Consider the following 24,241-nt stretch of genomic DNA (forward strand, 5'->3'; position numbering starts at 1 on the left):
CCATCGCGGCACGGGGCCGCTCCTACAGGGGTTTGCAATTGCCTTTAGAAGCGCGCAGGGCTTAGGCCGCTGCACCGGCATCCGCCGTCAGCCCTGCCTCCTCGATCGCACTGATCGCACACTGCTCGTCGATATCCGACGTATCCCCGCTGATCCCTACCGCTCCCAGCACCTTGCCCGCCTGATCGCGAATCAGCACCCCACCCGGCGCCGGCACCACCGGCCGCTCGCCCAATCCGTTCAACGCGGCGAAGAACGCCGGGCGCTGTTGCGCGTCCAGCGCCAGCAGGCGCGAACCCTTGCCCAGGGCCACCGCGCCCCAGGCCTTGCCGATGGCCACCTGCGGACGCAGCAGGCTGGCGCCATCCTCGCGCTGTAAGGCCAGCAAATGCCCACCAGCATCCAGTACCGCCACGGTCAACGGGGCAGCGTTGATCGTGCGACCGGCAGCCAGTGCAGCGTTCACCACAGCAACGGCGACATCAAGGGTCAATGCGTTCATGAAAAGGTCCTCTTCTTGTTGTGAGAAGCCCTGAGGGCAGTTGAAAACCGATCAACAAATAGAACACAAAAAAACACATTCTTGTATACAATTTTTTAAATCAAACCCACCAACTGCGACGAAATGCCGCCCTTTAGGGGCGCGACTGCCCAGTCCAGCCCGCCGACGAAAATGGATTGACCTTTACCACAAAGCATGAATACACTCTGTCGCAACGAAAGTTGTATACAATTACAAAATCGATGAGGCACAAATCATGAGCAAAATGAGAGCAATCGATGCAGCCGTTCTGGTCATGCGCCGTGAAGGTGTAGAGACTGCGTTCGGCATTCCGGGCGCCGCCATCAACCCGCTGTACTCGGCCCTGAAAAAAGTCGGTGGCATCGATCACGTCCTCGCTCGCCACGTCGAAGGTGCCTCGCACATGGCCGAGGGGTACACCCGCGCCAATCCAGGCAATATCGGCGTGTGTATCGGCACCTCCGGCCCTGCCGGCACCGACATGGTCACAGGTCTGTACAGCGCCTCGGCCGACTCGATCCCGATCCTCTGCATCACCGGCCAGGCACCCCGTGCGCGCCTGCACAAAGAAGACTTCCAGGCCGTCGACATCACCAGCATCGTCAAGCCGGTGACCAAGTGGGCCACCACCGTACTGGAACCAGGCCAAGTGCCTTATGCGTTCCAGAAAGCCTTCTATGAAATGCGCAACGGTCGCCCAGGCCCTGTGCTGATCGACCTGCCGTTCGACGTGCAGATGGCCGAGATCGAGTTCGACATCGACGCCTACGCGCCACTGCCGGTGCACAAGCCGTCCGCCACCCGCGTGCAAGCCGAAAAGGCCCTGGCGCTGCTCAATGACGCCGAGCGCCCACTGCTGGTGGCCGGTGGCGGCATCATCAACGCCGACGCCAGCGATCAACTGGTCGAGTTCGCCGAGCTGACCGGCGTGCCGGTGATCCCGACCCTGATGGGCTGGGGCACCATCCCGGACGACCACGCGCAGATGGTCGGCATGGTCGGCTTGCAGACCTCGCACCGCTACGGTAACGCTACCCTGCTCAAGTCCGACCTGGTGTTCGGCATCGGCAACCGCTGGGCCAACCGCCATACCGGCTCCGTCGACGTCTACACCGAAGGCCGCAAGTTCGTGCACGTGGACATCGAGCCAACCCAGATCGGCCGTGTGTTCACCCCTGACCTGGGTATCGTTTCCGACGCTGGTAAGGCGCTGGAGGTGTTCCTTGAAGTGGCCCGCGAATGGAAGGCCGCAGGCAAGCTCAAGTGCCGCAAAGCCTGGCTGGAAGACTGCCAGCAGCGCAAAGCCACTCTGCAGCGCAAGACCCACTTCGACAACGTGCCGGTCAAGCCGCAGCGCGTGTACGAAGAAATGAACCAGGTGTTCGGCAAGGACACCTGCTACGTCAGCACCATTGGCCTTTCGCAGATCGCCGGTGCGCAATTCCTGCATGTGTACAAGCCCCGCCACTGGATCAACTGCGGCCAGGCCGGCCCACTGGGCTGGACCATCCCGGCAGCGCTGGGCGTGGTCAAGGCCGACCCGAAACGCAAGGTGGTCGCGCTGTCCGGTGACTACGATTTCCAGTTCATGATCGAAGAGCTGGCAGTGGGTGCGCAGTTCAACCTGCCGTACGTCCACGTGTTGGTGAACAACGCCTACCTGGGGCTTATCCGTCAGGCCCAGCGTGGCTTCGACATGGATTACTGTGTACAACTGGCGTTCGAGAACATCAACGCCACCGACGCGGCCACCTATGGCGTCGACCACGTCGCCGTGGTCGAAGGTCTGGGCTGCAAGGCCATCCGCGTGTTCGAACCCGCCGAGATCGGCCCTGCCCTGCTCAAGGCGCAGAAGATGGCCGAAGAGTTCCGCGTACCGGTGGTGGTCGAGGTGATTCTCGAGCGCGTCACCAACATTTCCATGGGCACCGAGATCAACGCAGTCAACGAGTTCGAAGACCTCGCCCTGGTCGGCAACGACGCGCCGACCGCCATCTCGCTGCTGGACTGATCGCCCGACGCCCCCGCACCTTGCGCGGGGGCCTTCAACGCAAGGAGACAAGCATGCCTCGCTTCGCTGCCAACCTGTCCATGCTGTTCACCGAACAGGATTTCCTGGCCCGCTTCAAAGCGGCCGCCGATGCTGGCTTCAGCGGCGTCGAATACCTCTTTCCCTACGATTTCAGCGCAACCGAAATCAAGCAGCAGCTCGACGCCCACGGCCTGACCCAGGTGCTGTTCAACCTGCCAGCAGGCGACTGGGCCAACGGTGAGCGCGGTATCACCTGCCACCCTGACCGCGTCGAAGAGTTCCGCGCCGGGGTCGACAAGGCCATCGAGTACGCCAAGGTGCTGGGCAACACCCAGGTCAACGCCCTGGCCGGCATCCGCCCGCAAGGCCCGGACTGCGCGAGCGTGCGCAAGACCTTCGTCGACAACCTGCGCTACGCCGCCGACAAGCTCAAGGGCGCAGGGATTCGCCTGGTCATGGAAATGATCAACACCCGCGATATTCCAGGCTTCTACCTGAACACCACAAAACAAGCACTGGACATCCAGGCCGAGGTGGGCAGCGACAACCTGTTCCTGCAGTACGACATCTACCACATGCAGATCATGGAAGGTGACCTGGCGCGCACCCTGGAAGCCAACCTGGCGCAGATCAACCACGTGCAACTGGCCGACAACCCGGGTCGCCACGAACCGGGCACCGGCGAGATCAACTACCGCTTCCTGTTCGAGCACCTTGACCGCATCGGCTACCAGGGCTGGGTGGGCGCGGAATACAAGCCCAAGACCACCACCGAGGCAGGTTTGGGCTGGCTGAAGACGCACAACGCAATCTAAGGGCTGAGCACAGGCCCCTATGGGATAACACAAGGCCCTGTGGGAGCGGGTTCACCCGCGAACGCGTCAGAGAAGCCACCATCGCATTCGCGGGTAAACCCGCTCCTCAGTGTTCCGCGTCCAACCAGAGGGCCTGCGTTGCCTGCTCCATCGAGATTCAACAAATACAACGAGGTAATCTCTCATGGCTAAAATCGGTTTCATCGGCACCGGCATCATGGGCAAGCCCATGGCTCAGAACCTGCAAAAAGCAGGTCACAGTCTCTTCGTCTCCACCCACCACGACGCAGCGCCAGCTGACCTGATCGCCGCCGGCGCGGTGGCCCTGGCCAACCCGAAAGAGGTGGCCCAGGAAGCTGAATTCATTATCGTCATGGTCCCCGATACCCCGCAGGTCGAGAGCGTCCTGTTCGGTGACAACGGCGTTGCCGAAGGCGTGGGCCCGAACAAGGTGGTGATCGACATGAGTTCGATCTCCCCCACCGCCACCAAAGCCTTCGCCGAGAAGATCAAGGCCACCGGCGCCGCCTACCTGGACGCCCCGGTATCCGGCGGTGAAGTCGGCGCCAAGGCCGGCACCCTGAGCATCATGGTCGGCGGCTGCCCGAAAGCCTTCGAGCGCGCGCTGCCGCTGTTCGAAGCCATGGGCAAGAACATCACCCGCGTCGGCGGCAACGGCGATGGCCAGACCGCCAAGGTAGCCAACCAGATCATCGTCGCGCTGAACATCCAGGCCGTCAGCGAAGCCCTGCTGTTCGCTGCCAAGAACGGCGCCGACCCGGCCAAGGTACGTGAGGCGCTGATGGGCGGCTTCGCCTCCTCGAAGATCCTCGAAGTACACGCCGAGCGCATGATCAAGGGCACCTTCGACCCAGGCTTCCGCATCAACCTGCACCAGAAGGACCTGAACCTGGCCCTGCAAGGCGCCAAGGAGCTGGGCATCAACCTGCCCAACACCTCCAACGCCCAGCAAGTGTTCAGCACCTGCGTAGCGCTGGGCGGCGGCAACTGGGACCACTCGGCGCTGATCAAAGGCCTGGAGCACATGGCCAACTTCTCGATTCGCGACGAGAAATAAGCTTCAAGCTGTAAGCCTCAAGCAGCCAGTGAAAGCCCATCTGCTTTTGCTTGCGGCTTGTAGCTTGAAGCTTGCAGCTCTGGGGACCGCCCCTGGTTCGGCCTGCACGGAGGCAGTTCCAGGGGCGTTTTCAATTGCGCAGAACAACAATAAAGGGAGCCTGCCATGTCGGTCGATCCGCAAAAAATTCTCCGCGACCTGTTCGACACAGCCATCGCCGCCGCCCACCCCCGCCAGGTCCTCGAACCCTACCTGCCCGCCGACCGCAGCGGCCGGGTGATCGTCATCGGCGCCGGCAAGGCCGCCGCCGCCATGGCTGAAGTGGTCGAAAAATGCTGGCAAGGCGAGGTCTCGGGCCTGGTCGTGACGCGCTATGGCCACGGCGCCAACTGCCAAAAGATCGAGGTGGTCGAAGCCGCACACCCGGTCCCCGACGCCGCTGGGCTAGCCGTAGCCAAGCGGGTGCTGGAACTGGTCAGCAACCTTACAGAAGACGACCGCGTCATCTTCCTGCTCTCCGGCGGTGGCTCAGCCCTGCTGGCCCTGCCCGCCGACGGCCTGACCCTCGCCGACAAACAGCAGATCAACAAGGCGCTGCTCAAATCCGGCGCCACAATCGGTGAGATGAACTGCGTGCGCAAGCACCTCTCGGCGATCAAGGGCGGCCGCCTGGCCAAGGCCTGCTGGCCGGCCACGGTGTACACCTATGCGATTTCCGATGTGCCTGGAGACCTGGCCACGGTCATCGCCTCCGGCCCCACCGTGGCCGATCCGAGCACCTCGGCCGATGCCCTGGCGATTCTAAAGCGCTACGACATCGCCGCCCCGCAAGCGGTCATCGACTGGCTCAAAAACCCCGCCTCGGAAACCGTCAAGGCCGATGACCCGGCCCTAGCGCGCAGCCATTTCCAACTGATCGCCAAGCCCCAGCAGTCGCTGGAAGCCGCTGCCGTGAAAGCTCGCCACGCCGGCTTCAGCCCGCTGATCCTTGGCGACCTGGAAGGCGAGTCGCGTGAGGTGGCCAAGGTGCATGCCGGTATCACCCGGCAGATCGTCCAGCATGGCCAACCGCTCAAGGCTCCCTGCGTGATCCTCTCCGGCGGCGAGACCACGGTCACCGTACGCGGCAATGGCCGTGGCGGGCGCAACGCCGAGTTCCTGCTCAGCCTCACCGAAAGCCTCAAGGGCCTGTCGGGCGTGTACGCCCTGGCCGGTGACACCGACGGCATCGACGGCTCGGAAGAAAACGCCGGCGCCTGCATGACCCCAGACAGCTACGCCCGCGCCGAGGCCCTGGGCCTGTCGGCCAGCGACGAGCTGGACAACAACAACGGCTACGGCTACTTCGCCGCGCTCGATGCACTGATCGTCACCGAGCCGACCCGCACCAACGTCAACGACTTCCGCGCCATCCTGATCCTCGAGACTGCCCAATCATGACGCCTGATAAAAAAGTGAAGATCCTCGCCACCCTCGGCCCTGCGATCAAAGGCATCGACGACATCCGCCAGCTGGTCGAAGCCGGGGTGAACATCTTCCGCCTGAACTTCAGCCACGGCGAACATGCCGACCACGCCCTGCGCTACCAGTGGATCCGCGAAGTCGAGCAGCAACTGAACTACCCCTTGGGTATCCTCATGGACCTGCAAGGGCCCAAGCTGCGCGTAGGCCGCTTCGCCGAAGGCAAGGTCCAACTGCAACGCGGTCAGGCCCTGCGTCTGGACCTGGACAAGACCCCAGGCGACAGCCGCCGGGTCAACCTGCCGCACCCGGAAATCATCGCGGCGCTGCAACCGGGCATGCACCTGCTGCTGGACGACGGCAAGCTGCGCCTGCGGGTAACCGCCAAGCACAGCGATGCCATCGACACCGAAGTGCTCAACGGTGGCGAGCTGTCCGACCGCAAGGGCGTGAACGTGCCCCAGGCGGTGCTGGACCTGTCACCACTCACCGAAAAGGACCGCCGCGACCTGACCTTCGGCCTGGAGCTGGGAGTCGATTGGGTGGCGCTATCGTTCGTGCAGCGTCCTGAAGACATCGTCGAGGCCCGCCAGCTGATTGGTGATCGTGCCTACCTGATGGCCAAGATCGAGAAGCCCTCGGCAGTCGAGCAACTCGGCGCCATCGCCGAGCTGTCCGACGCGATCATGGTGGCGCGTGGCGACCTGGGCGTGGAGGTGCCCGCCGAAAGCGTGCCGCAGATCCAGAAGCGCATCATCGACACCTGCCGCCAACTGGGCAAGCCGGTGGTGGTAGCCACGCAAATGCTCGAATCCATGCGTTTCTCACCAGCCCCGACCCGCGCCGAGGTCACCGACGTGGCCAATGCCGTGGCCGAAGGCGCCGATGCGGTGATGCTGTCGGCCGAAACGGCATCGGGCGACTACCCACTGGAGGCGGTGCAGATGATGAGCAAGATCATCCGCCAGGTAGAAAACGGCCCCGACTACCAGGCCCAGTTGGAGGTCGGCAGGCCCAAGGCCGAGGCCACGGTGTCGGACGCCATCAGCTGCGCGATTCGCCGGATCAGCGGCATTCTGCCGGTAGCGGTGCTGGTCAACTACAGCGAGTCGGGCGCATCGACCCTGCGCGCCGCCCGCGAGCGTCCGCGTGCGCCGATCCTCAACCTGACCCCCAACCTCAAGACCGCGCGCCGCCTGAGCGTGACCTGGGGCGTGCATTCGGTGGTCAACGACCGTCTGCGCCAGGTCGATGAGGTGGTGTCCACCGCATTGGAGATTGCCCAAGCCCAAGGCATGGCCAGCCGGGGTGACACCCTGCTGATCACCGCCGGTGTCCCGTTCGGAAAGCCGGGCACGACCAATACGCTGCGCATCGAGACACTGGTCTGAGATCGCTGGGGGCGCTTTGCGCCCCTTTCGCGGCACCAGGCCGCTCCTACTAGAGCATGCGTTTCCGGTAGGAGCGGTCTTGTGCCGCGAACGGAGGGCAAAGCCCTCCCCGTTACGCCGAACCTGCGCAAAAACGAGGCCCGAAGAGGCCCAGCGCTTACCCTTCCACCTTACTGACTGCCCATGTACACGAAAAATTTCGTCAACCCGTGCCCGGACTGGGCCACGGCGTTACTCAACGGTTTCAGCCAGGTGCTGCTGCTGCGCAATCCCCTGTGCGGCCTGTGCTGCCTGCTGGCCATCCTGATGACTGCGCCGTCGCTGGTCGGCGGCGCCCTGCTCGGCGCCTTGGCCGGCCTGCTCACAGCCCAGCGCCGCGGTTACGAGCGCGCCGACCGCCAGGCCGGGCTGTACAGCTACAACGGCGTGCTGATCGGCATCCTGATCAGCGCCGTGCTGCCGTGGTCGGCCATCCTGCCGCCGCTGATCATCGCCGCAGGCGGGCTGTCGAGCATGCTCACCCACCAGTGGCGCAAGCGCGGCGGCAAGCTGCTCACGGCGTATACCGCACCCTTCGTGCTGCTGGGCTGGGCCACGCTGATGCTGGCCGAGCCTGGCGCTGCCACCTACGTCGAAGCCGACCCGCTGTACGCCCTGCTGCGCGGCGTGGGGCAGATCTTCCTGCTCGACAAGCCAATGGGCGGGTTGCTGATCGTCATCGGCATGTACTTCGCCAATCCCTACGCCGCCACCTGGGCGGTGATCGGCTCGATGCTCGGCGGCGCCGTGGCGCTGCTGGCCGGTGAAGGACAGGCGGTGTGGATGGGGTTATATGGGTTCAATGCGGCGCTGGCAGCATTGGCCTTCAGTCGCCAAGGCGAACGAGCGTGGGTGACGTTGCTGGCCATTGTCATCGCGCTGCTGTTGCAGCCTCTGTTCAACCTGTTGCCGGTTGCCGGGCTGACGGCGCCGTTCGTGGTCGCCTGCTGGTTGATGCACCTGGGTACGCATCTGACACAGCCTAACCAGCGCAGCGGCGTGCATCGCTTGCACAGCTGAAATCCACCCCCTAGGCTCTGCCCTTCGTACCTGACGGACAGTGCCCATGAACAACCCTGCGAGCCTGCGCGAGCGGCTCTACGTGATCGTCTTCCAGACCGACACCGTCGCTGGAAGACGCTTCGACAAAGTCCTGCTGCTGATCATCCTGGCCAGCCTGGTCACAGTGATCCTCGACAGCATCGACGAGGTACACCAAGGCTACGCCGGCCTGCTGGCCGCCATCGAATGGGGCTTCACGGCGGTCTTCCTGGCCGAGTACCTGACCCGCCTGTACTGCTCGCCCAAGCCACTGCGCTATGCCTTCAGCTTCTACGGGCTGGTCGACCTGCTGGCGATCGTGCCGGGGATCATCGCCCTGTACTACAGCGACGCGCAGTACCTGCTGATCGTCCGCGTGGTGCGCATGCTACGAATATTCCGTGTGCTCAAGCTCAGCCCGTACCTCAAGCAGGCCCACTACCTGCTCGCGGCGCTGCAGGGCAGCAAGCAGAAGATCATCGTGTTCCTGGTCAGCGTATCGACCCTGGTAACAGTGTTTGGCACTTTGATGTACGTGGTCGAGGGGCCTGAACATGGGTTCACCAGCATCCCTAAAGGCATCTACTGGGCCATCGTCACCCTCACCACCGTCGGCTTTGGCGATATCGTGCCGAAGACCCCTCTGGGGCAAGTGCTGTCGTCGCTGGTGATGATTACCGGTTATTCGATCATTGCCGTGCCCACCGGCATCTTCACGGCAGAGCTGGCCAATGCCATGCGCGGGGAACAGTTGCAGCATGATTGCCCGGTGTGTGCCAAGAAGAGCCATGAACATGGGGCGGCGTTTTGTTCGCGCTGTGGTAATGCGCTGTTCGCCAAGCATTGAGGTTGCATTCGATGGCCCCTTCGCGGGCAAGCCCGCTCCCACAGGGACCGCGCAGCTTCTACAGGCTGCGCCTTACCTGTGAGAGCGGGCTTGCCCGCGAAAGGGCCGGTACCGACAGCGGCATAACCAAAGTTGTTTTTGTTCTTTAGCCAGCACAGGGCCAACCGCTATAGTCGCTGGCACTCTGCCCAAGAACCTTTGAACAACAAGGACGCAACGTGAAAAAACTCTTCAGCGCCTCGCTGCTCGCCGCAGGCCTTGCCCTTGGCAACCTGGCCCAGGCTGCCCCGACCCTGCTCAACGTTTCCTACGACGTGATGCGCGACTTCTACAAGGACTACAACCCAGCCTTCCAGAAACACTGGGAAGCCGAGCACAACGAGAAGGTCAATGTGCAGATGTCCTTCGGCGGTTCGAGCAAACAGGCACGCGCCGTGATCGACGGCCTGCCAGCCGATGTCATCACCATGAACATGGCAACCGACATCAACGCCCTGGCCGACAACGGCAAGCTGGTGCCGGACAACTGGGTGACCCGCCTGCCGAACAACAGCGCGCCGTTCACCTCGGCCACCGTGTTCATCGTGCGCAAGGGCAACCCCAAGGCACTGAAAGACTGGCCGGATCTACTCAAGGACGGTGTACAGGTCATCGTGCCCAACCCCAAGACCTCGGGCAACGGCCGCTACACCTATCTCTCGGCCTGGGGCTACGTGCTCAAGCAAGGCGGTGACGAAACCAAGGCCCGCGCCTTCGTCGGCAAGCTGTTCAAGCAGGCGCCGGTCCTCGACACCGGTGGCCGCGCCGCCACCACCACGTTCATGACCAACCAGATCGGCGATGTGCTGGTAACCTTCGAGAACGAGGCCGAGATGATCGCTCGAGAGTTCGGCCGCGATCAATTCGAGGTGGTCTACCCAAGCGTGTCGGCCGAAGCGGAGCCGCCGGTCAGCGTGGTCGACAAAGTGGTGGCCAAGAAAAACACCCAGGCCGTGGCCGAGGAATACCTGAAGTACCTGTGGTCGCCAGCGGCCCAGGAGATCGCCGCGCAGAACTACTTGCGCCCGCGTGACGCTACGGTGCTGGCCAAGTACACCGACCGCTTCCCGAAAGTCGATTTCCTGTCGGTAGAAAAGACCTTCGGCGACTGGCGCAGCGTGCAGAAGACTCACTTCAATGACGGCGGCGTGTTCGATCAGATCTACACTGACAAGCAATAACAGATGTGCGCAGCACCGGCCTCTTCGCGCTGAAGAGGCCGGTGCTGGCCACATCAAGCCTGACGGAACACCAAGGCCTTCAAGCCACCCTCAGGGTCCGCATCGGGAAACTCCGGCGGATTCTCCAGCCGCTCGACGAACTGCAAGCCTGGCGCATGCTCGGCCATGCCGTCGATCAAGAACTGCGGCCCGATCCCTGGATCATTCACGCAGGCCAGCACGGTTCCCGCATCCGTCAGCAATTCCGGCAAGCGCCGCAAGATCTTGCCGTAGTCCTGGGTCAGCACGAAGCTGCCGCGCTGGAAGGTCGGCGGGTCGATGATGATCAGGTCGTATGGCCCGTACTTGCGCACCTTGCCCCACGACTTGAACAGCTCATGCCCCAGGTACGCGACACGCGAGGCATCGTGGCCATTGAGCCGGTGGTTGTCGCGGCCACGCGACAGCGCCGACTTGGCCATGTCGAGGTTGACCACCTGCTCGGCCCCCCCCGCAATCGCCGCGACCGAGAACCCACAAGTGTACGCAAACAGGTTGAGCACCCGCTTGCCGTCGGCCTGCTCGCGCACCCAACGCCGGCCATAGCGCATGTCGAGGAACAGGCCGGTGTTCTGGCGCACGCCAAGGTCGAGCAAGTAGGTCAGGCCATCCTCGATCACCTCGCGCTGCTGGCAAGGCTCACCCACCAGCCACTGCCCCGGGCTGTCCGGCAAGTAGCGGTGCTGGATGAGAATGGCCTGGCCGGTCCACTGTGCACGCATCGCCAGGTTGCGCAGCATCGCTTCGAGTTCGGCCAGCAGGTCGGTGTCCAGCTCACGGAACAACGCCACCGAGAGCACGCCCTGCAGCCAGTCGACCGTGATCTGCTCCAGCCCCGGCCAGCAACGGCCACGGCCGTGGAACAGGCGGCGGGTCTCTTCGGGCGCAGGCTCAAGGGCCGCGAGCAGGTGCTGTTCAAGGGTGTGGATCGGCGAAGTCATGGCGGGTCGCAGGCTGGAAAAGGCGGCATTCTACCCTGTGGGCCTTCACTTCTGAACGGCCAATGGCGCCGAGCGGAACCACCACCCCTGCTGCATGCCGGCCGCCGCCAGCAGGATCAGCCCCACCCCCAGCCACTGCAACGCTGCCAGGTGGTGCCCGAAGGCCACCCAGTCGACCAGGATCGCGGCAATCGGGTAAATGAACGACAACGCGCCGGTCAACGCCGTGGGCAGGCGCTGAATGGCGCTGTACAGCAGCACGTACATCAGCCCCGTGTGCACGACTCCGAGGGTGACCAGACTGACCAGGGCCGATGTCTCGCCGGGCAACCCGCTCGGGCGTACGAGTGGCGCCAACAGCAGCACCCCGGTGGCTACCTGGATCAAGGCGATCAGGTGCGGCGGCGTACCCTTGAGACGCTTGATGATCAGCGCCGCAATCGCATACAGCAACGCAGCCCCGAGTGCCAGGGCAATGCCCGCCAGGTAGTCGTCGCCACTGGCCTGCCCGGCACCGTGGGCACTGACGATCGCCAACATGCCCACGAAGGCCACGCTCAGCCAGGCCAGCTTGGGCGCAGTGATCTTCTCACCGAGGAACACCGCTGCCAGGCCCACCAGCATGAATGGCTGAACGTTGTAGACCGCCGTCCCGATGGCGATCGACGCCCGTGAGTACGAGGCGAACAGCAGCACCCAGTTACCGACGATGGCCAAACCGCTGGCCACTGCCAGCAGAAACGTGGCGCGGGTCAGCACACCCGGCTTGAGAAACCCCATCGCCGCACAGATCAGCAGCAGCGTGCCGGCACCGAACACGCAGCGCCAGAACACCACCTCTGCCACAGGCTGCCCAGACACCAGCACGAACCAGCCAATGCTCCCGGAAATCAGCATGGCCGCGAGCATTTCCAGCGAACCACGGCGCAATGAATCGTCCATCTCACAACTCCTGTACACGATGGGCACAGTATGCGCGGGGGCCAAAGCCCCCTCCAGCGGATATCCAAGGCACAGCTGCGTTCTTGCCTTTACTATCAAGGCAAATCCCACTCATTGCCTAACGAGGTAGCCATGCCTGACGCCATCGACCAACTGTTGATCAACGCCCTGATGGAGGACTCGCGCCGCTCGCTAAAAGCCCTCGCTCAAGTCAGCGGGCTATCGGCGCCCAGCGTCAGCGAACGCCTACGTCGGCTCGAAGAGCGCGGTGTACTGCGCGGCTATACCGTGGACGTCGATCCGCGCTGCTTTGGCTATCAATTGCAGGCCATCGTGCGCATTCGTCCGTTGCCCGGGCAGTTGCAGGAAGTGGAGCGGCAGATCATCGGCATTGCCGAATTCACCGAATGCGACAAGGTGACCGGCGAGGACTGCTTCATTGCCCGTCTGCATGTGCGTTCGATGGAACAGCTCGACACCCTGCTCGACCGCCTCAATGTGCTAGCCGAAACCAACACGGCGATCATCAAGAAAACCCCAGTGAAGCGCCGCCTACCGCCGATGGCGTAGCAATAGCGGTTTAGTGCCTATTTTTTGTACACATAAACGTCACCTTAGGTGCCATCTTTGTGTGCACTTTATGCGTATGACGCCCCATTAAGTTACACACTCTCCACTCATAATGTTGACCAAATGATCAACTAATAAGCCATTCATAAAAATAAATCTGCCCAATCGGTCAATTTATAATTCATTTAATTCATTGAGTTAATGAAAAATAAGAAAAACTAAAACTATTAGTCGCCTATAAACTGGATTCATCCTGGCATGGAAATGGCTTTCATGTGCTCATTTTTTGTATACAAACAAAGCAAAACATAAATACACAAGAACCCGCAGCGTCGCCCGACAGCGACCGCTGCGCCCAGAACCCAGTGATGCCAACGCCTGCACCGACGAGATGGCGAGCCCGTGCGCCAGCGCCCGCTCATCGCAGTCAAACGCATCAGGAGCCGCCGGAATGAGTAGCAGCCTTGCCCCTGAACTGACCGTTGCCAGCACCCATCCCACGTCCACGCCGCTTGAAGGCCATCCGGCCGATCTTGGCCTAAGCCCGCGCCTGCACAATCGAGACCTCGCCCCGACCCGCATCGAAGGTCGTCGCTGGGGTGGCTACAGCATTTTTGCGCTGTGGACCAACGATGTGCACAACATCGCCAACTATTCCTTTGCCATGGGGCTGTTCGCACTCGGCCTGGGTGGCTGGCAGATCCTGCTGTCGCTGGCGATCGGCGCGGCGCTGGTTTACTTCTTCATGAACCTGTCCGGCTACATGGGGCAGAAGACCGGCGTACCGTTCCCGGTCATCAGTCGCATTGCCTTCGGTATCCACGGCGCACAAATCCCGGCACTGATCCGCGCGGTGATCGCCATCGCCTGGTTCGGCATCCAGACCTACCTGGCCTCGGTGGTACTGCGGGTGCTGCTGACGGCGGTATGGCCGCAGGTGGCCGCCTACGACCAGGACAGCATCCTGGGGCTTTCGAGCCTGGGCTGGCTGTGCTTCGTGTCGATCTGGCTGGTGCAACTGGTGATCCTGGCCTACGGCATGGAGATGGTGCGCCGTTACGAAGGCTTCGCCGGCCCGGTGATCCTGCTGACCGTAGCCAGCCTTGCAGTGTTCATGTACTTCAAGGCCGACGCGCGGATCGCCTGGTCGGTGGCAGAGCCCCTCACCGGCATGGACATGTGGCGCAACATCTTCGCCGGTGGCGCACTGTGGCTGGCGATCTACGGCACCCTGGTGCTGAACTTCTGCGACTTCGCGCGCAGCGCGCCCTGCCGCAAGACCATTCGCGTGGGCAACTTCTGGGGCCTGCCAGTGAACATTCTGGTATTTGCCGCCATTACTGTTGTGCTGTGCGGCGCACAGTTCCAGATCAACGGCCAGGTCATCGACAGCCCAACGCAGATCGTCGCCAGCATCCCCGATACCGCGTTCCTGGTACTGGGCTGCCTGGCGTTCCTGATCGTCACCGTGGCGGTGAACATCATGGCCAACTTCGTCGCCCCTGCGTTCGTGCTCAGCAATCTGGCGCCACGCCACCTGAACTTCCGTCGTGCCGGGCTGATCAGTGCAACGCTGGCGGTAGTGATCCTGCCGTGGAACCTCTACAACAGCCCGCTGGTGATCGTGTACTTCCTGTCCGGCCTCGGCGCGCTGCTCGGCCCGCTATACGGTGTGATCATGGCCGACTACTGGCTGCTGCGTAAGGGCTGCATCAACGTGCCGCAGCTGTACAGCGAGCACCCTGCCGGCGCCTACCACTACAGCCGCGGCATCAACCTGCGTGCGGTAGCGGCCTTCTTGCCGGCAGCGTTGCTCGCCATCGTCCTGGCCTTGGTGCCGCACTTCCAGCACATCGCGCCGTTCTCGTGGCTGATCGGAGCGGGTATCGCCGCCGCTGTCTACCTGCTGATCGCCCCACGCAATCGTCAGTATCTCGACGTGAGTGGTGAGTGCATCGCCGTCGACCACAGCAGCCATTGATTCCTGGAGTTCTGCAATGCGTATTCTGATCGTCAACGTCAACACCACCGAAGCCATCACCGAGGCGATTGCCGAGCAGGCCCGCAGCGTCGCGGCGCCCGGCACCGAAATCGTCGGCCTGACCCCCTGGTTCGGCGCCGAATCCGTGGAAGGCAACTTCGAAAGCTATCTGGCCGCCATCGCCGTAATGGACCGCGTACTGGCCTACGACCAACCGTATGACGCGGTGATCCAGGCCGGCTACGGCGAGCACGGCCGCGAGGGCCTGCAAGAGCTGCTGAATGTGCCGGTGGTGGACATCACCGACGCCGCCGCCAGCACCGCCATGTACCTGGGCCATGCGTACTCGGTGGTCACCACTCTGGACCGCACCGTGCCCTTGATCGAAGACCGCCTGAAGCTGTCGGGCCTGTACGACCGCTGCGCCTCGGTACGCGCCAGCGGCCTGGCGGTGCTGGAGCTGGAGCAAGACCCGCAGCGCGCCGTGGAGGCGATCGTCGAACAGGCCGAGCGGGCCGTGCGCGAGGACAAGGCCGAGGTGATCTGCCTGGGCTGCGGCGGCATGGCCGGGCTCGACGAGCAGATCCGCCAGCGTACCGGCGTGCCCGTGGTCGATGGCGTGAGCGCGGCGGTGACCATTGCCGAATCACTGGTTCGCCTGGGTTTGAGCACCTCCAAGGTGCGCACCTATGCAACGCCCAGGGCCAAGCAGGTGGTCGGCTGGCCGATGCGCTTCGGGCGTTGATGGGGTGACGACCTGCGGCGGCGCAGCATGGGATGAAGGCGCCGCCTAGTCGTCGCGGGTCAGCACTTCGAGCAGTTCGATCTCGAACGTCAGGTCCGAATTCGGTGGGATCGAACCCACGCTACGCTCGCCATAGCCCAATTGCGCCGGTACCTGCAACCGGCGCTTGCCGCCGACACGCATGCCCATCAGGCCCTGGTCCCAGCCCTTGATCACCCGACCGGTGCCGATCACGCACTGGAACGGCTTGCCGCGCGACCAGGACGAGTCGAACTCGCTGCCGTCGGCCAGCCAGCCGGTGTACTGGGTGGTAATCAATGCGCCCTTGACCACGGCCTTGCCGTCGCCTTCCTGAAGATCGGTGATGTGCAGCTCACTGCTCATGGCAGGTTCCTCGAAACAATTGCGAACGGCGGCCGTTTTCTCAGGTATGCACGGTTTTGGCAAGCGCATCGCGCGGCCCATGCAGGCGTAGCGACCACAGCACGCCGCCCATCACCAGCACGATCGCCGCGGCCTCCAGCAAACTCGGGCCACGCTGGCGCCAGAGGAAGGCATACAACAGCGCAAACAGCGTCTCGAACACAATCAACTGCCCAGTGAGGGTCAGTGGCAGGCGCTTGGACGCCGCGTTCCACAGCGTCATTGCCAGCCACGAGCCAAGCACCGCACAGCCCAGGCTCGCCAGCCAGAACAGCACCCAGCGCGCCGGCGCCGCCTGCACCTGCAACTGCTGCGGTTGCCACAGCGCCAGCACCGCCACCATCACCAGGCTGGCAAGCCCGGTCAGCACCCCGCACAACACCGACCACTGATGGCTGTCGAAATGCCCGCACTGCTTGAGGTAGCGGCTGTTCTGCACGCCGTACCAAGTCCAGCAGGCCAGCGCGGCCAAGGCGAACAGCAGGCCCAGCAGCTTGTCGCCCAAGTCACCGTCGGCGAAGGCGAAGGTTTGCAGGTTGATGCACAGCATACCGCCGAGGATCAGCGCCAGCGGGCCGACCAGGCGCGCCAGCGGCACCGCGCCAGTGTCGTTGCGACCGTATAGGGTGATGGTCAGCGGTAGCACACCGACAATCAGAGAGGCCGGTGCCACGCCCAGGCGCTGGATCGCCGCCGCCAGGCAAATGAAGTACAACAGGTTGCCCACCACCGCCAGGCGCAGCAGCATCCACCCATCCGCCGCGCTCAGTTGGCGTAGCTGGCGGGCCATGGGCACGGCCAGCAACAGCGAGATCACCCCGACCATCACGTAGCGCACACTGGCCAGCAGCATCGGATTGAACTCCGGCAAAAGCTGCGGAACCATCAGCACCATGCCCCACAACGCGCCGGCCAGGCCGGCATACATCACCCCACGCTTCACCTGCGCGCTCCTCTGTAGCGATGGCGCAGGCTACCGCTGCGCGCGTCGCCGGGCAAAGGTTGCGTGCGCGATCAGCTGAATTCGTCGCAAACCTGCTGGCCGGTCATCTCGCACTGCAACCAGGTGGGGCCCTGCTGGCCCCACGACACGCCCAGCAGGACGCCGGGCGAACAACAGAAAAGAATCAGCCGCGAACGGGGGTCAGTACAGGTTCGCCGGCAAAGAAGGCTTGCAGGTTGCGCAACACCAAGTTCACGGTGTCGCGTGCCGCCTCCGGCGACTGGCCCGCCACATGCGGGGTCAGCACAGTGTTACCCAGCGCCTTCAGCGCATCAGGCACGGCGGGTTCGTCATCGAACACATCCAGCGCGGCGCCGGCGATCAGGCCCTGCTGCAAGGCCGCTACCAACGCCTGGGTGTCGACCACGCTGGCCCGCGCGATATTCACCAGGTAGCCCTCGGCGCCCAGCGCCGCAAGCACCTGGGCATCAACCAAGTGGCGCGTGCCGGCGCCACCTGGCGTGGCAACTACCAGGATGTCTACTGCCTCGGCCAGGTGCAGCGGGCTGTCATACCAGGTGTAGGGCACGTCTGGACGCGGGGTGCGGCTGTGGTAGCTGACGTGCATGTCGAACCCCAGGTTTGCACGCCGGGCGATGGCTTGGCCGACTGCGCCAAAGCCGAGGATGCCGATGCGCTTGCCACTGACCGAAGGGCTGATCACGCGGTTCCACTCACCGCGTCGGGTGCTGGTATCGGCGCGAGGGATGTCACGCAGCAACGCCAGCAGAATAGCCAGGGCATGGTCGGCGACCGGGCCGGCATTGGCGCCAGCGCCGTTGGTCACGGGAATGCCGCGTGCGACAGCCGCGGCCAAGTCGACCTGCTCGTAGCCTGCGCCAATCACACAAATGATCTTCAACTGGGGCAGCGCGTCGATCTCGGCTGCGCTCAAGCCTAGCGGGCCACGGGTGAGCACCGCGTCGATCTTCCCGGCATGCCGGGCAATGGCGTCGGCGCGCAGTTTCGGGGACGGCGCGCGGATCAGCCGATAGCCGGCCTGTTCCAGCAGCGGCAGGTAATCGTCGACGGTTTCAACCAACACCAGAACGGTCTTGCTCATGCCACCTCCGGATCTATGCGAAGCGGCATTATGCGGTGACCAACGGTATCACGTCATCACGCGGCTAGCCGTGCGCGCACGGAAGGCAAGCAGGTCATTGCGCAAACGCCCTGCCCAAACCACCGGGCACGCCACTGCTGTCGGTTTCCTGCCAAGGGCCATTGGGGCTCAGCGACCAGCTCCAGCCGCTGTCCCAGCGGTAGTAGGTACGCTGACGGTAAAAGGTGTTGGGCTGTTTCTCCAGCACATACACCCCAAGCTTCGGATCCCAGTGGCTGCCCCCCCCAGGCGGGGGGGCAAAGCTTGCCGAGGTGCGCGGCATGGGTTTGGGGATCGCAGCCGGCGCGCTCGGCTTACTGCCAGGCAGGGGCTTGACCACCGGTCCCTGGGGCGGAACGCTCTCGATCGGCGGCAATGGCTCGCGTTCACGCGGCTCATGCACCGTACACGCGGACAGACCCACGGCCAAGGTGATCAGGGTCAGGCGGACGATGCTGTGCATGGCGGCGTTCTCTCAGGAGTCGGGGCTGTCGATGGTCAGGTGCTGGGTGGCCTGGGTGCCGGTGGCCAGCGGCGCGCTCTGGGCTTTCCATTCGCCACGGGTCGGTTGGCCGGCACGAGAGACACGGGCTACCAGTTGGACTTCGGCGAAGTCCGACAGTTTCATCTGCGCCATCATCGCATCGGCGTCCGACAACTCCACTTCGATCGGCAACTGCGCCACCGTCACCCGCTTGGCCGCCAACGGCATGGGCGGCCCGTTACTGGCACGCGCGAAGATGAACACGCTGTCGTCCGGGCGCACCTTGTCCTTGAGCGCTGCGGCCAGCGCCACCCGCACTTTCAGACGTGCGCTGGGTGCCACCTGGCCACCGCCAGCCTTGAGTTTATCGGCAGCGCGGTCGATGCCTCCTTGCAGGGCAACACGCGAAGCATCGCCCTCGGGCAGTTGTGCCAACAGGCGCTGCCAGTAGTCGATGGCGTCTTGGTAACGTTCCCCCTCGAAGGCGGCAATCCCACGCAGGCCCAGGCTGGTGACCTCCTGTGGATCAGCCTTGAGCGCTTCGTCGGTGAGGGCCTGCAACGACGCCGACCAGCGCTTGTCGGCAGCAAAGTACAACGCCTGGGCCCATTGCCCGAGCAACTCCGGCTGGCGCCCTGCCAGGGCAACGGCACGCTCGAAGGCCTTGGCGGCATCCGCAGGGCGCTGCTCAGCCATGTAGGCACGGCCCAGGAAGTACAAGCCTTCAGCCGAATCCGGCTGGGCCTGCACCGCGCGCTCCAGGCGTGCGGTCATCTCCTGCAACGATTGCGGTGCACGGGCGAACTCGCGGGTCAGCTCGACCTTGTCGGCTGCGCCGAAATGCAGGTACAAGCCCAATGCCATGGCTGGCACCAGGACCGCTGCCAGCAATGGGAGGGCCTTGCCCAGTTGGCCCTGGCGCGCAGCCTCGGCACGCTCGGTGTCGGCCAGCAACTCACGGGCAGCCTCATCGCGCCCGTTGGCCAACTGAGCATCGTCGAGGACCCCAGCCGCTTGCTGGGCAGCCAACTCGGCCACGCGTTCTTCGTACAGCGCAACGTTCATCGCGGTGCGGTCCTGCTCGGCCTGCTCGCGGCGCTGGCCACGCAGGATCGGGATCAGCAGGAAAGACAGGGCGGCGAGCAGCAACAGGCCCGCGCTAAGCCAGAATTCAGTCATGGGTAGGTTCTTTTTCCAGCAGTTTGGCGAGGCGTTCGCGTTCCTCGGCGGACAGTTCGGTAACGCCACTTACGGCGCTACTGCGGCGACGGCGGACGATCACCGCCAGCACCACGAAACCACCGGCCAACAGCAACCCTGGGCCGAACCACAGCAGCCAGGTCCGTGCACTCAGGGCCGGCTTGTAGCGCACGAAGTCGCCATAGCGCTCGACCATGAAGTCGATGATCTGCTGGTTGCTCTTGTCCTCGCCGAGCATGCGAAAGATCTCGCGGCGCAGGTCAGCAGCGATAGGCGCATTGGAGTCCGCGATGTCCTGGTTCTGACACTTGGGGCAGCGCAGTTCCTTGGTCAGTTGCTGATAGCGCTCGCGTTCGGCCTCGTCGCGAAACTGATAGGTGTCGATGGCCGCACGGGCCGCGCCGGCCAGGCTCAAGCCCAGTACGACAGCTGCAAGCCAGCGCTTCATGGGCGAGCCTCGTCGACCAGGTCTTGGTACAGCGGCGCCAACTGTTCGCGCCATACTGTGGCGTCGACTACGCCGACGTGCTTGTAGCGGATGATGCCCTTGGCATCGACCAGGAAGGTTTCCGGGGCGCCGTATACACCTAGATCCAGGCCCAGCGAGCCCTGCGGATCGGCGATGTTCAGTTGATAGGGATTGTGGAACTCGGCCAGCCACTTCAAGGCAGCTGCGCTGTCGTCCTTGTAGTTGACCCCATGGATCACCACGCCCTGTTCAGCCAGCTGGTTGAGGTACGGATGCTCGACCTTGCACGACGGGCACCAGGTCCCCCACACGTTGACCAACGCCGGACGCCCCAGCAGGTCGGCCTGGGTGAGGCTTCGATCGCCCTGCACCGTCGCCAGCGAAAAGGCCGGGAAAGGCTTGCCGATCATCGCCGAGGGCAGTTCGTCTGGTTTGAGGAACAACCCCTTGTACAAAAATACCGCCACCAGCAGGAACACCACCAGGGGCACCATCATGATCCAACGCTTCATACCGTCGCTCCAGACACACCCAAGGCCTCACGCACACGGGTCTTGACCTTGACGCGATAGCGTCGGTCGAAAGCCGCCAGCAAGCCGCCCAGACCGGTCAGCAGACCGCCCAGCCAAATCCAGCGGACATACGGTTTGATATGCACCCGCACCGCCCAAGCGCCGTTTTCCAGCGGCTCACCCAGGGCCACGTAGAGGTCGCGGGTGAAACCTGCATCGATACCGGCCTCGGTCATCATCGACTGCTGTACCGTGTACAGGCGCTTCTCGGGGTGCAGCTCGCTCACTTCACGGCCCTCGCGCGATACCCGGATGGTGCCCTTGTCGGAGATGAAGTTCGGCCCTTCGAAGTGCTTGGCGCCTTCGAACAAGAAATGATAGCCGCCCAACTCGACGCTCTCGCCCGGGGCCATGCGCAGGTCGCGCTCGGCGCTGTTGTTACTCGACAGAACCACACCCAGGGCGCACACCGCCAGCCCCAGGTGGGCCAGGTGCATCCCCCAGTAACTGCGGCTGAGCCCACCCAGCCCTTTAAACAGCCCCTTGTGACGGGTCTTGTCGAGGATGTCACGCAGCCCACCGAGCACCACCCAGGCCGCCAGGGCGAAGACACTCAGGGCCGGCCAGTCGAAGTCATCGACGATCAGCCCCGCCACCGGGGCCAGCACCGCGCTACCAATCAGCACCGGGGTGAGCATGCTGGCCAGCCACTTGCCGGGGGTATCTTTCCAACGCACCAGCACGCCCACACTCATGATCACCATCAGCAAGGCCATCAGCGGCAGGAACAACGCATCGAAATACGGTGGGCCCACCGACAGCTTGGCGCCGGTCAAGGCGTCCAGCACCAGTGGGTAGAGGGTGCCCAGCAAAATCATTGAGGCGGCCACCACCAGCACCAGGTTGTTGGCCAGCAGCAAGGTCTCGCGCGACCACAGAGCGAAGCCCACCTGGCTCTTGACCACCGGCGCGCGCACGGCGAACAGCGTGAGCGAGCCGCCGACCACCACCAACAGGAAGATCAGGATGAACACCCCGCGCGACGGATCCGCAGCAAACGCATGTACCGAGGTCAGCACCCCGGAGCGGACCAGGAAGGTGCCCAGCAGGCTCAGCGAGAATGCCGCGATGGCCAGCAGCACGGTCCAGCTCTTGAACACCCCGCGTTTTTCAGTCACCGCCAGCGAGTGGATCAACGCCGTGCCCACCAGCCACGGCATGAACGAGGCGTTTTCCACCGGGTCCCAGAACCACCAGCCGCCCCAGCCCAATTCGTAGTAGGCCCACCACGACCCCAGGGTGATGCCTACCCCCAGGAACGCCCAGGCGACGATAGTCCAAGGCCGTGACCAGCGCGCCCAGGCCGCGTCCAGGCGCCCCCCGAGCAGCGCGGCGATGGCGAAGGCGAAGGCCACCGAGAAACCCACGTAGCCCATGTACAGCATCGGCGGGTGGACGATCAGGCCGAAATCCTGCAGCAAGGGGTTGAGGTCGCGCCCATTGACCGGCACCTGCGGCAGCAACCGCGAGAACGGGTTGGAGGTGATGATCAGGAAACTCAGAAAGCCCACGCTGATCATCCCCATGACCGCCAGCACCCGCGCCAGCATCACCTGCGGCAATTGACGCGAGAAGATCGACACGGCGAAGGTCCAGCCGCCGAGGATCAATGCCCAAAGCAGCAACGAGCCTTCGTGGGCACCCCACACGGCGCTGAACTTGTAGTACCAGGGTAAGGCGCTGTTGGAGTTGCCGGCTACGTAGGCCACCGAGAAATTGTCGGTCATGAAGGCATGGATCAGGCAGGCGAAGGCGAACGCCAGGAAGGCGAACTGGCCCCATGCCGCCGGTCGCGCCAGCCCCATCCACAAGCGGTCGCCGCGCCAGGCACCGAGCAGTGGCACGCTGGCCTGCACAGCGGCGAAGCAGATCGCCAGGATCATCGACAGTTGCCCAAGCTCGGGGATCAGCAGCGCAGCGTTCATGGCTTGGCCTCCGCTTGACCGCTCTCCTTCAGGGCCTTGGTGACCTCGGGCGGCATGTACTTCTCGTCGTGCTTGGCCAGCACCTCATCGGCCACGACCACGCCGTCGGCGTTGAGCTTGCCCAGGGCGACGATGCCCTGCCCCTCGCGGAACAGGTCGGGAAGAATGCCACGGTAGGTGATCGGCACTGACTTGCTGAAATCGGTGACCACGAAACGTACATCGAGCGAGTCCGAGGAGCGCTGTACAGAACCTTTCTCGACCATGCCGCCAGCGCGAATGCGAGTGTCCAGCGGTGCTTCGCCGTTAGCGATCTGGGTCGGGGTGTAGAACAGGTTGATGTTCTGCTGCAGGGCACTCAGGGCAAAAGCCAAGGCCACACCGACACCGGCCAGCAGGCCGAGAATGATAAACAGGCGTTTCTTGCGCTGCGGATTCACGGTTTGTTCTCCCGGCGCAGTCGTCGCGCCTCTTCTTGCAGGTAGCGACGACGGGCCAGCAACGGCGCAGCGACATTGAGCGCCAGCACCGCCAGACAAATCCCATAGGCCGACCAGACATACAGACCATGGTGCCCCATGGCCAGAAAATCACTGAACGACGCGAAGCTCATCGCACGCCCTCCCGCCCCAGGCTGTTCAACACCGCATCCCTGACCCAACTGGCACGGGCTTCGCGCTTGAGCACTTCAAGGCGCATGCGCAGCAGCAGCACCGCACCGAAGAAGCAATAGAAGCCCAGTACCGTGCACAGTAGCGGCAGCCACATCTCGGCAGGCATCGCAGGCTTTTCGGTCAGGGTGAAGGTGGCGCCTTGGTGCAAGGTGTTCCACCACTCGACCGAGTACTTGATGATCGGGATGTTCACCACCCCGACGATAGCCAGCACCGCGCAGGCCTTGGCGGCGCTGTCACGGTTACTGATCGCCTGGCCCAGGGCGATGATGCCAAAGTACAGGAACAGCAGAATCAGCATCGAAGTGAGCCGCGCGTCCCACACCCACCAACTGCCCCAAGTAGGCTTGCCCCAGATCGCGCCCGTCACCAGCGCCAAGGCGGTCATCCAGGCACCGATAGGGGCCGCGCACTGCAAGGCCACATCGGCGATTTTCATCTTCCATACCAAGCCCACCACGCCCGCCACGGCCAAGAGCACGTAGCAGGACTGCGCCAGCATCGCCGCCGGCACGTGGATATAAATGATGCGGAAGCTGTTGCCCTGCTGGTAATCCTGTGGGGCGAAGGCCAGGCCCCAGACGATCCCCACCAGCAGCAGCACAGCAGCGGCCAGCGCCAGCCAGGGCAGCAGGCGCCCGCTGATGGCGTAGAACCATTTGGGTGAGCCGAGTTTGTGGAACCACGTCCAGCTAATTTTCATCAGGGTACATCCAGGGTATTG

Annotated in this window: 25 protein-coding genes; 11 read left to right on the forward strand and 14 right to left on the reverse strand. The window is 63.6% G+C overall.

The genetic code is table 11. The annotated features are described in order from the left end of the window. Nucleotides 1-61: 61 nt before the first annotated feature. On the reverse strand, nucleotides 62-502 hold the full coding sequence (locus FEM01_RS15035; RefSeq protein ID WP_138220271.1) for a GlcG/HbpS family heme-binding protein: 441 nt from the start codon (nucleotides 500-502) through the stop codon (nucleotides 62-64). 256 nt (nucleotides 503-758) lie between these two features. Between FEM01_RS15035 and gcl the strand changes: the two genes are divergently transcribed. From gcl to FEM01_RS15075, 8 genes are all read left to right on the forward strand, one after another. Then, on the forward strand, nucleotides 759-2,534 hold the full coding sequence (gene gcl, locus FEM01_RS15040) for a glyoxylate carboligase (protein ID WP_138220272.1): 1,776 nt from the start codon (nucleotides 759-761) through the stop codon (nucleotides 2,532-2,534). Nucleotides 2,535-2,587: 53 nt separating this feature from the next. Beyond that, nucleotides 2,588-3,370, forward strand: coding sequence for a hydroxypyruvate isomerase (gene hyi, locus FEM01_RS15045; RefSeq protein WP_138220273.1), 783 nt, complete (start codon nucleotides 2,588-2,590; stop codon nucleotides 3,368-3,370). Nucleotides 3,371-3,554: 184 nt separating this feature from the next. Continuing rightward, nucleotides 3,555-4,448, forward strand: a complete 894-nt coding sequence (locus tag FEM01_RS15050) for a 2-hydroxy-3-oxopropionate reductase (protein ID WP_138220274.1) — start codon at nucleotides 3,555-3,557, stop codon at nucleotides 4,446-4,448. 165 nt (nucleotides 4,449-4,613) lie between these two features. Then, nucleotides 4,614-5,888: a glycerate kinase type-2 family protein gene (locus tag FEM01_RS15055; RefSeq protein ID WP_138220275.1), complete on the forward strand. Its 1,275-nt coding sequence runs from the start codon at nucleotides 4,614-4,616 to the stop codon at nucleotides 5,886-5,888. Further along, complete coding sequence (gene pyk / locus FEM01_RS15060; RefSeq protein WP_138220276.1) at nucleotides 5,885-7,300, forward strand: pyruvate kinase; 1,416 nt, start codon at nucleotides 5,885-5,887, stop codon at nucleotides 7,298-7,300. The genes FEM01_RS15055 and pyk overlap by 4 nt, the downstream gene beginning before the upstream one ends. Before the next feature lie 183 nt (nucleotides 7,301-7,483). Continuing rightward, nucleotides 7,484-8,359 (forward strand): urea transporter, encoded by an 876-nt coding sequence (locus FEM01_RS15065; protein WP_138220277.1) that lies wholly within the window; start codon nucleotides 7,484-7,486, stop codon nucleotides 8,357-8,359. Between the two features lie 46 nt (nucleotides 8,360-8,405). Next, nucleotides 8,406-9,227 (forward strand): ion transporter, encoded by an 822-nt coding sequence (locus FEM01_RS15070; RefSeq protein ID WP_138220278.1) that lies wholly within the window; start codon nucleotides 8,406-8,408, stop codon nucleotides 9,225-9,227. A 218-nt stretch (nucleotides 9,228-9,445) separates the two neighbouring features. Then, nucleotides 9,446-10,447, forward strand: a complete 1,002-nt coding sequence (locus FEM01_RS15075) for a sulfate ABC transporter substrate-binding protein (RefSeq protein WP_138220279.1) — start codon at nucleotides 9,446-9,448, stop codon at nucleotides 10,445-10,447. A gap of 53 nt (nucleotides 10,448-10,500) precedes the next feature. On the opposite strand, the gene FEM01_RS15080 is transcribed toward FEM01_RS15075, so the two are convergent. Both FEM01_RS15080 and FEM01_RS15085 read right to left on the reverse strand, forming a co-directional pair. After that, nucleotides 10,501-11,427 carry a class I SAM-dependent methyltransferase gene (locus FEM01_RS15080; RefSeq protein ID WP_138220280.1) on the reverse strand — a complete coding sequence of 309 codons (927 nt, stop codon included), beginning with the start codon at nucleotides 11,425-11,427 and terminating at the stop codon, nucleotides 10,501-10,503. 45 nt (nucleotides 11,428-11,472) lie between these two features. Beyond that, nucleotides 11,473-12,369 (reverse strand): DMT family transporter, encoded by an 897-nt coding sequence (locus FEM01_RS15085; RefSeq protein ID WP_138220281.1) that lies wholly within the window; start codon nucleotides 12,367-12,369, stop codon nucleotides 11,473-11,475. Between the two features lie 132 nt (nucleotides 12,370-12,501). Between FEM01_RS15085 and FEM01_RS15095 the strand changes: the two genes are divergently transcribed. The 3 genes from FEM01_RS15095 to FEM01_RS15105 all read left to right on the forward strand — a co-directional run bounded on the left by FEM01_RS15095 (nucleotide 12,502) and on the right by FEM01_RS15105 (nucleotide 15,665). After that, on the forward strand, nucleotides 12,502-12,939 hold the full coding sequence (locus FEM01_RS15095; RefSeq protein ID WP_138220322.1) for an Lrp/AsnC family transcriptional regulator: 438 nt from the start codon (nucleotides 12,502-12,504) through the stop codon (nucleotides 12,937-12,939). A 451-nt stretch (nucleotides 12,940-13,390) separates the two neighbouring features. Further along, the gene (locus FEM01_RS15100) at nucleotides 13,391-14,920 is read left to right on the forward strand and encodes an NCS1 family nucleobase:cation symporter-1 (protein WP_138220282.1); all 1,530 of its coding nucleotides are present in this window, start codon (nucleotides 13,391-13,393) and stop codon (nucleotides 14,918-14,920) included. A 16-nt stretch (nucleotides 14,921-14,936) separates the two neighbouring features. After that, complete coding sequence (locus FEM01_RS15105) at nucleotides 14,937-15,665, forward strand: aspartate/glutamate racemase family protein (RefSeq protein ID WP_138220283.1); 729 nt, start codon at nucleotides 14,937-14,939, stop codon at nucleotides 15,663-15,665. A 45-nt stretch (nucleotides 15,666-15,710) separates the two neighbouring features. Here FEM01_RS15105 and FEM01_RS15110 read toward each other — a convergent pair whose 3' ends face one another. The 11 genes from FEM01_RS15110 to FEM01_RS15160 all read right to left on the reverse strand — a co-directional run bounded on the left by FEM01_RS15110 (nucleotide 15,711) and on the right by FEM01_RS15160 (nucleotide 24,220). Then, entirely contained in the window at nucleotides 15,711-16,049 is a 339-nt protein-coding gene (locus FEM01_RS15110; protein ID WP_138220284.1) for an FKBP-type peptidyl-prolyl cis-trans isomerase, read from the reverse strand. A 40-nt stretch (nucleotides 16,050-16,089) separates the two neighbouring features. Beyond that, complete coding sequence (locus tag FEM01_RS15115; RefSeq protein WP_138220285.1) at nucleotides 16,090-17,031, reverse strand: DMT family transporter; 942 nt, start codon at nucleotides 17,029-17,031, stop codon at nucleotides 16,090-16,092. 184 nt (nucleotides 17,032-17,215) lie between these two features. Next, nucleotides 17,216-18,154, reverse strand: coding sequence for a 2-hydroxyacid dehydrogenase (locus FEM01_RS15120; RefSeq protein ID WP_138220286.1), 939 nt, complete (start codon nucleotides 18,152-18,154; stop codon nucleotides 17,216-17,218). Nucleotides 18,155-18,248: 94 nt separating this feature from the next. After that, nucleotides 18,249-18,656, reverse strand: a complete 408-nt coding sequence (locus tag FEM01_RS15125; protein ID WP_138220287.1) for a hypothetical protein — start codon at nucleotides 18,654-18,656, stop codon at nucleotides 18,249-18,251. Between the two features lie 12 nt (nucleotides 18,657-18,668). Next, on the reverse strand, nucleotides 18,669-19,856 hold the full coding sequence (gene ccmI / locus FEM01_RS15130) for a c-type cytochrome biogenesis protein CcmI (protein ID WP_138220288.1): 1,188 nt from the start codon (nucleotides 19,854-19,856) through the stop codon (nucleotides 18,669-18,671). Continuing rightward, on the reverse strand, nucleotides 19,849-20,325 hold the full coding sequence (locus tag FEM01_RS15135) for a cytochrome c-type biogenesis protein (protein WP_138220289.1): 477 nt from the start codon (nucleotides 20,323-20,325) through the stop codon (nucleotides 19,849-19,851). The genes ccmI and FEM01_RS15135 overlap by 8 nt, the downstream gene beginning before the upstream one ends. After that, entirely contained in the window at nucleotides 20,322-20,858 is a 537-nt protein-coding gene (locus FEM01_RS15140) for a DsbE family thiol:disulfide interchange protein (RefSeq protein WP_138220290.1), read from the reverse strand. Before FEM01_RS15140 ends, FEM01_RS15135 begins: the two co-directional genes overlap by 4 nt. Next, nucleotides 20,855-22,828, reverse strand: coding sequence for a heme lyase CcmF/NrfE family subunit (locus tag FEM01_RS15145; RefSeq protein WP_171030971.1), 1,974 nt, complete (start codon nucleotides 22,826-22,828; stop codon nucleotides 20,855-20,857). The genes FEM01_RS15140 and FEM01_RS15145 overlap by 4 nt, the downstream gene beginning before the upstream one ends. 11 nt (nucleotides 22,829-22,839) lie before the next feature. Then, complete coding sequence (ccmE, locus tag FEM01_RS15150) at nucleotides 22,840-23,283, reverse strand: cytochrome c maturation protein CcmE (protein WP_138220292.1); 444 nt, start codon at nucleotides 23,281-23,283, stop codon at nucleotides 22,840-22,842. Further along, complete coding sequence (ccmD, locus tag FEM01_RS15155) at nucleotides 23,280-23,456, reverse strand: heme exporter protein CcmD (RefSeq protein ID WP_046854700.1); 177 nt, start codon at nucleotides 23,454-23,456, stop codon at nucleotides 23,280-23,282. Before ccmD ends, ccmE begins: the two co-directional genes overlap by 4 nt. After that, nucleotides 23,453-24,220, reverse strand: a complete 768-nt coding sequence (locus FEM01_RS15160; protein WP_138220293.1) for a heme ABC transporter permease — start codon at nucleotides 24,218-24,220, stop codon at nucleotides 23,453-23,455. Before FEM01_RS15160 ends, ccmD begins: the two co-directional genes overlap by 4 nt. Between the last annotated feature and the right edge of the window lie 21 nt (nucleotides 24,221-24,241).

This window comes from Pseudomonas mosselii (assembly GCF_005796105.1).
Classification (GTDB): domain Bacteria; phylum Pseudomonadota; class Gammaproteobacteria; order Pseudomonadales; family Pseudomonadaceae; genus Aquipseudomonas; species Aquipseudomonas mosselii_C.

What these genes read in the sequence shown, in the direction of transcription:
- FEM01_RS15035 (WP_138220271.1), bottom strand. Translation starts at nt 502, where the DNA reads ATGAACGCATTGACCCTTGATGTCGCCGTTGCTGTGGTGAACGCTGCA.
- gcl (WP_138220272.1), top strand. Translation starts at nt 759, where the DNA reads ATGAGCAAAATGAGAGCAATCGATGCAGCCGTTCTGGTCATGCGCCGT.
- hyi (WP_138220273.1), top strand. Translation starts at nt 2,588, where the DNA reads ATGCCTCGCTTCGCTGCCAACCTGTCCATGCTGTTCACCGAACAGGAT.
- FEM01_RS15050 (WP_138220274.1), top strand. Translation starts at nt 3,555, where the DNA reads ATGGCTAAAATCGGTTTCATCGGCACCGGCATCATGGGCAAGCCCATG.
- FEM01_RS15055 (WP_138220275.1), top strand. Translation starts at nt 4,614, where the DNA reads ATGTCGGTCGATCCGCAAAAAATTCTCCGCGACCTGTTCGACACAGCC.
- pyk (WP_138220276.1), top strand. Translation starts at nt 5,885, where the DNA reads ATGACGCCTGATAAAAAAGTGAAGATCCTCGCCACCCTCGGCCCTGCG.
- FEM01_RS15065 (WP_138220277.1), top strand. Translation starts at nt 7,484, where the DNA reads ATGTACACGAAAAATTTCGTCAACCCGTGCCCGGACTGGGCCACGGCG.
- FEM01_RS15070 (WP_138220278.1), top strand. Translation starts at nt 8,406, where the DNA reads ATGAACAACCCTGCGAGCCTGCGCGAGCGGCTCTACGTGATCGTCTTC.
- FEM01_RS15080 (WP_138220280.1), bottom strand. Translation starts at nt 11,427, where the DNA reads ATGACTTCGCCGATCCACACCCTTGAACAGCACCTGCTCGCGGCCCTT.
- FEM01_RS15085 (WP_138220281.1), bottom strand. Translation starts at nt 12,369, where the DNA reads ATGGACGATTCATTGCGCCGTGGTTCGCTGGAAATGCTCGCGGCCATG.
- FEM01_RS15095 (WP_138220322.1), top strand. Translation starts at nt 12,502, where the DNA reads ATGCCTGACGCCATCGACCAACTGTTGATCAACGCCCTGATGGAGGAC.
- FEM01_RS15100 (WP_138220282.1), top strand. Translation starts at nt 13,391, where the DNA reads ATGAGTAGCAGCCTTGCCCCTGAACTGACCGTTGCCAGCACCCATCCC.
- FEM01_RS15105 (WP_138220283.1), top strand. Translation starts at nt 14,937, where the DNA reads ATGCGTATTCTGATCGTCAACGTCAACACCACCGAAGCCATCACCGAG.
- FEM01_RS15110 (WP_138220284.1), bottom strand. Translation starts at nt 16,049, where the DNA reads ATGAGCAGTGAGCTGCACATCACCGATCTTCAGGAAGGCGACGGCAAG.
- FEM01_RS15120 (WP_138220286.1), bottom strand. Translation starts at nt 18,154, where the DNA reads ATGAGCAAGACCGTTCTGGTGTTGGTTGAAACCGTCGACGATTACCTG.
- FEM01_RS15125 (WP_138220287.1), bottom strand. Translation starts at nt 18,656, where the DNA reads ATGCACAGCATCGTCCGCCTGACCCTGATCACCTTGGCCGTGGGTCTG.
- ccmI (WP_138220288.1), bottom strand. Translation starts at nt 19,856, where the DNA reads ATGACTGAATTCTGGCTTAGCGCGGGCCTGTTGCTGCTCGCCGCCCTG.
- FEM01_RS15135 (WP_138220289.1), bottom strand. Translation starts at nt 20,325, where the DNA reads ATGAAGCGCTGGCTTGCAGCTGTCGTACTGGGCTTGAGCCTGGCCGGC.
- FEM01_RS15140 (WP_138220290.1), bottom strand. Translation starts at nt 20,858, where the DNA reads ATGAAGCGTTGGATCATGATGGTGCCCCTGGTGGTGTTCCTGCTGGTG.
- ccmD (WP_046854700.1), bottom strand. Translation starts at nt 23,456, where the DNA reads ATGAGCTTCGCGTCGTTCAGTGATTTTCTGGCCATGGGGCACCATGGT.
- FEM01_RS15160 (WP_138220293.1), bottom strand. Translation starts at nt 24,220, where the DNA reads ATGAAAATTAGCTGGACGTGGTTCCACAAACTCGGCTCACCCAAATGG.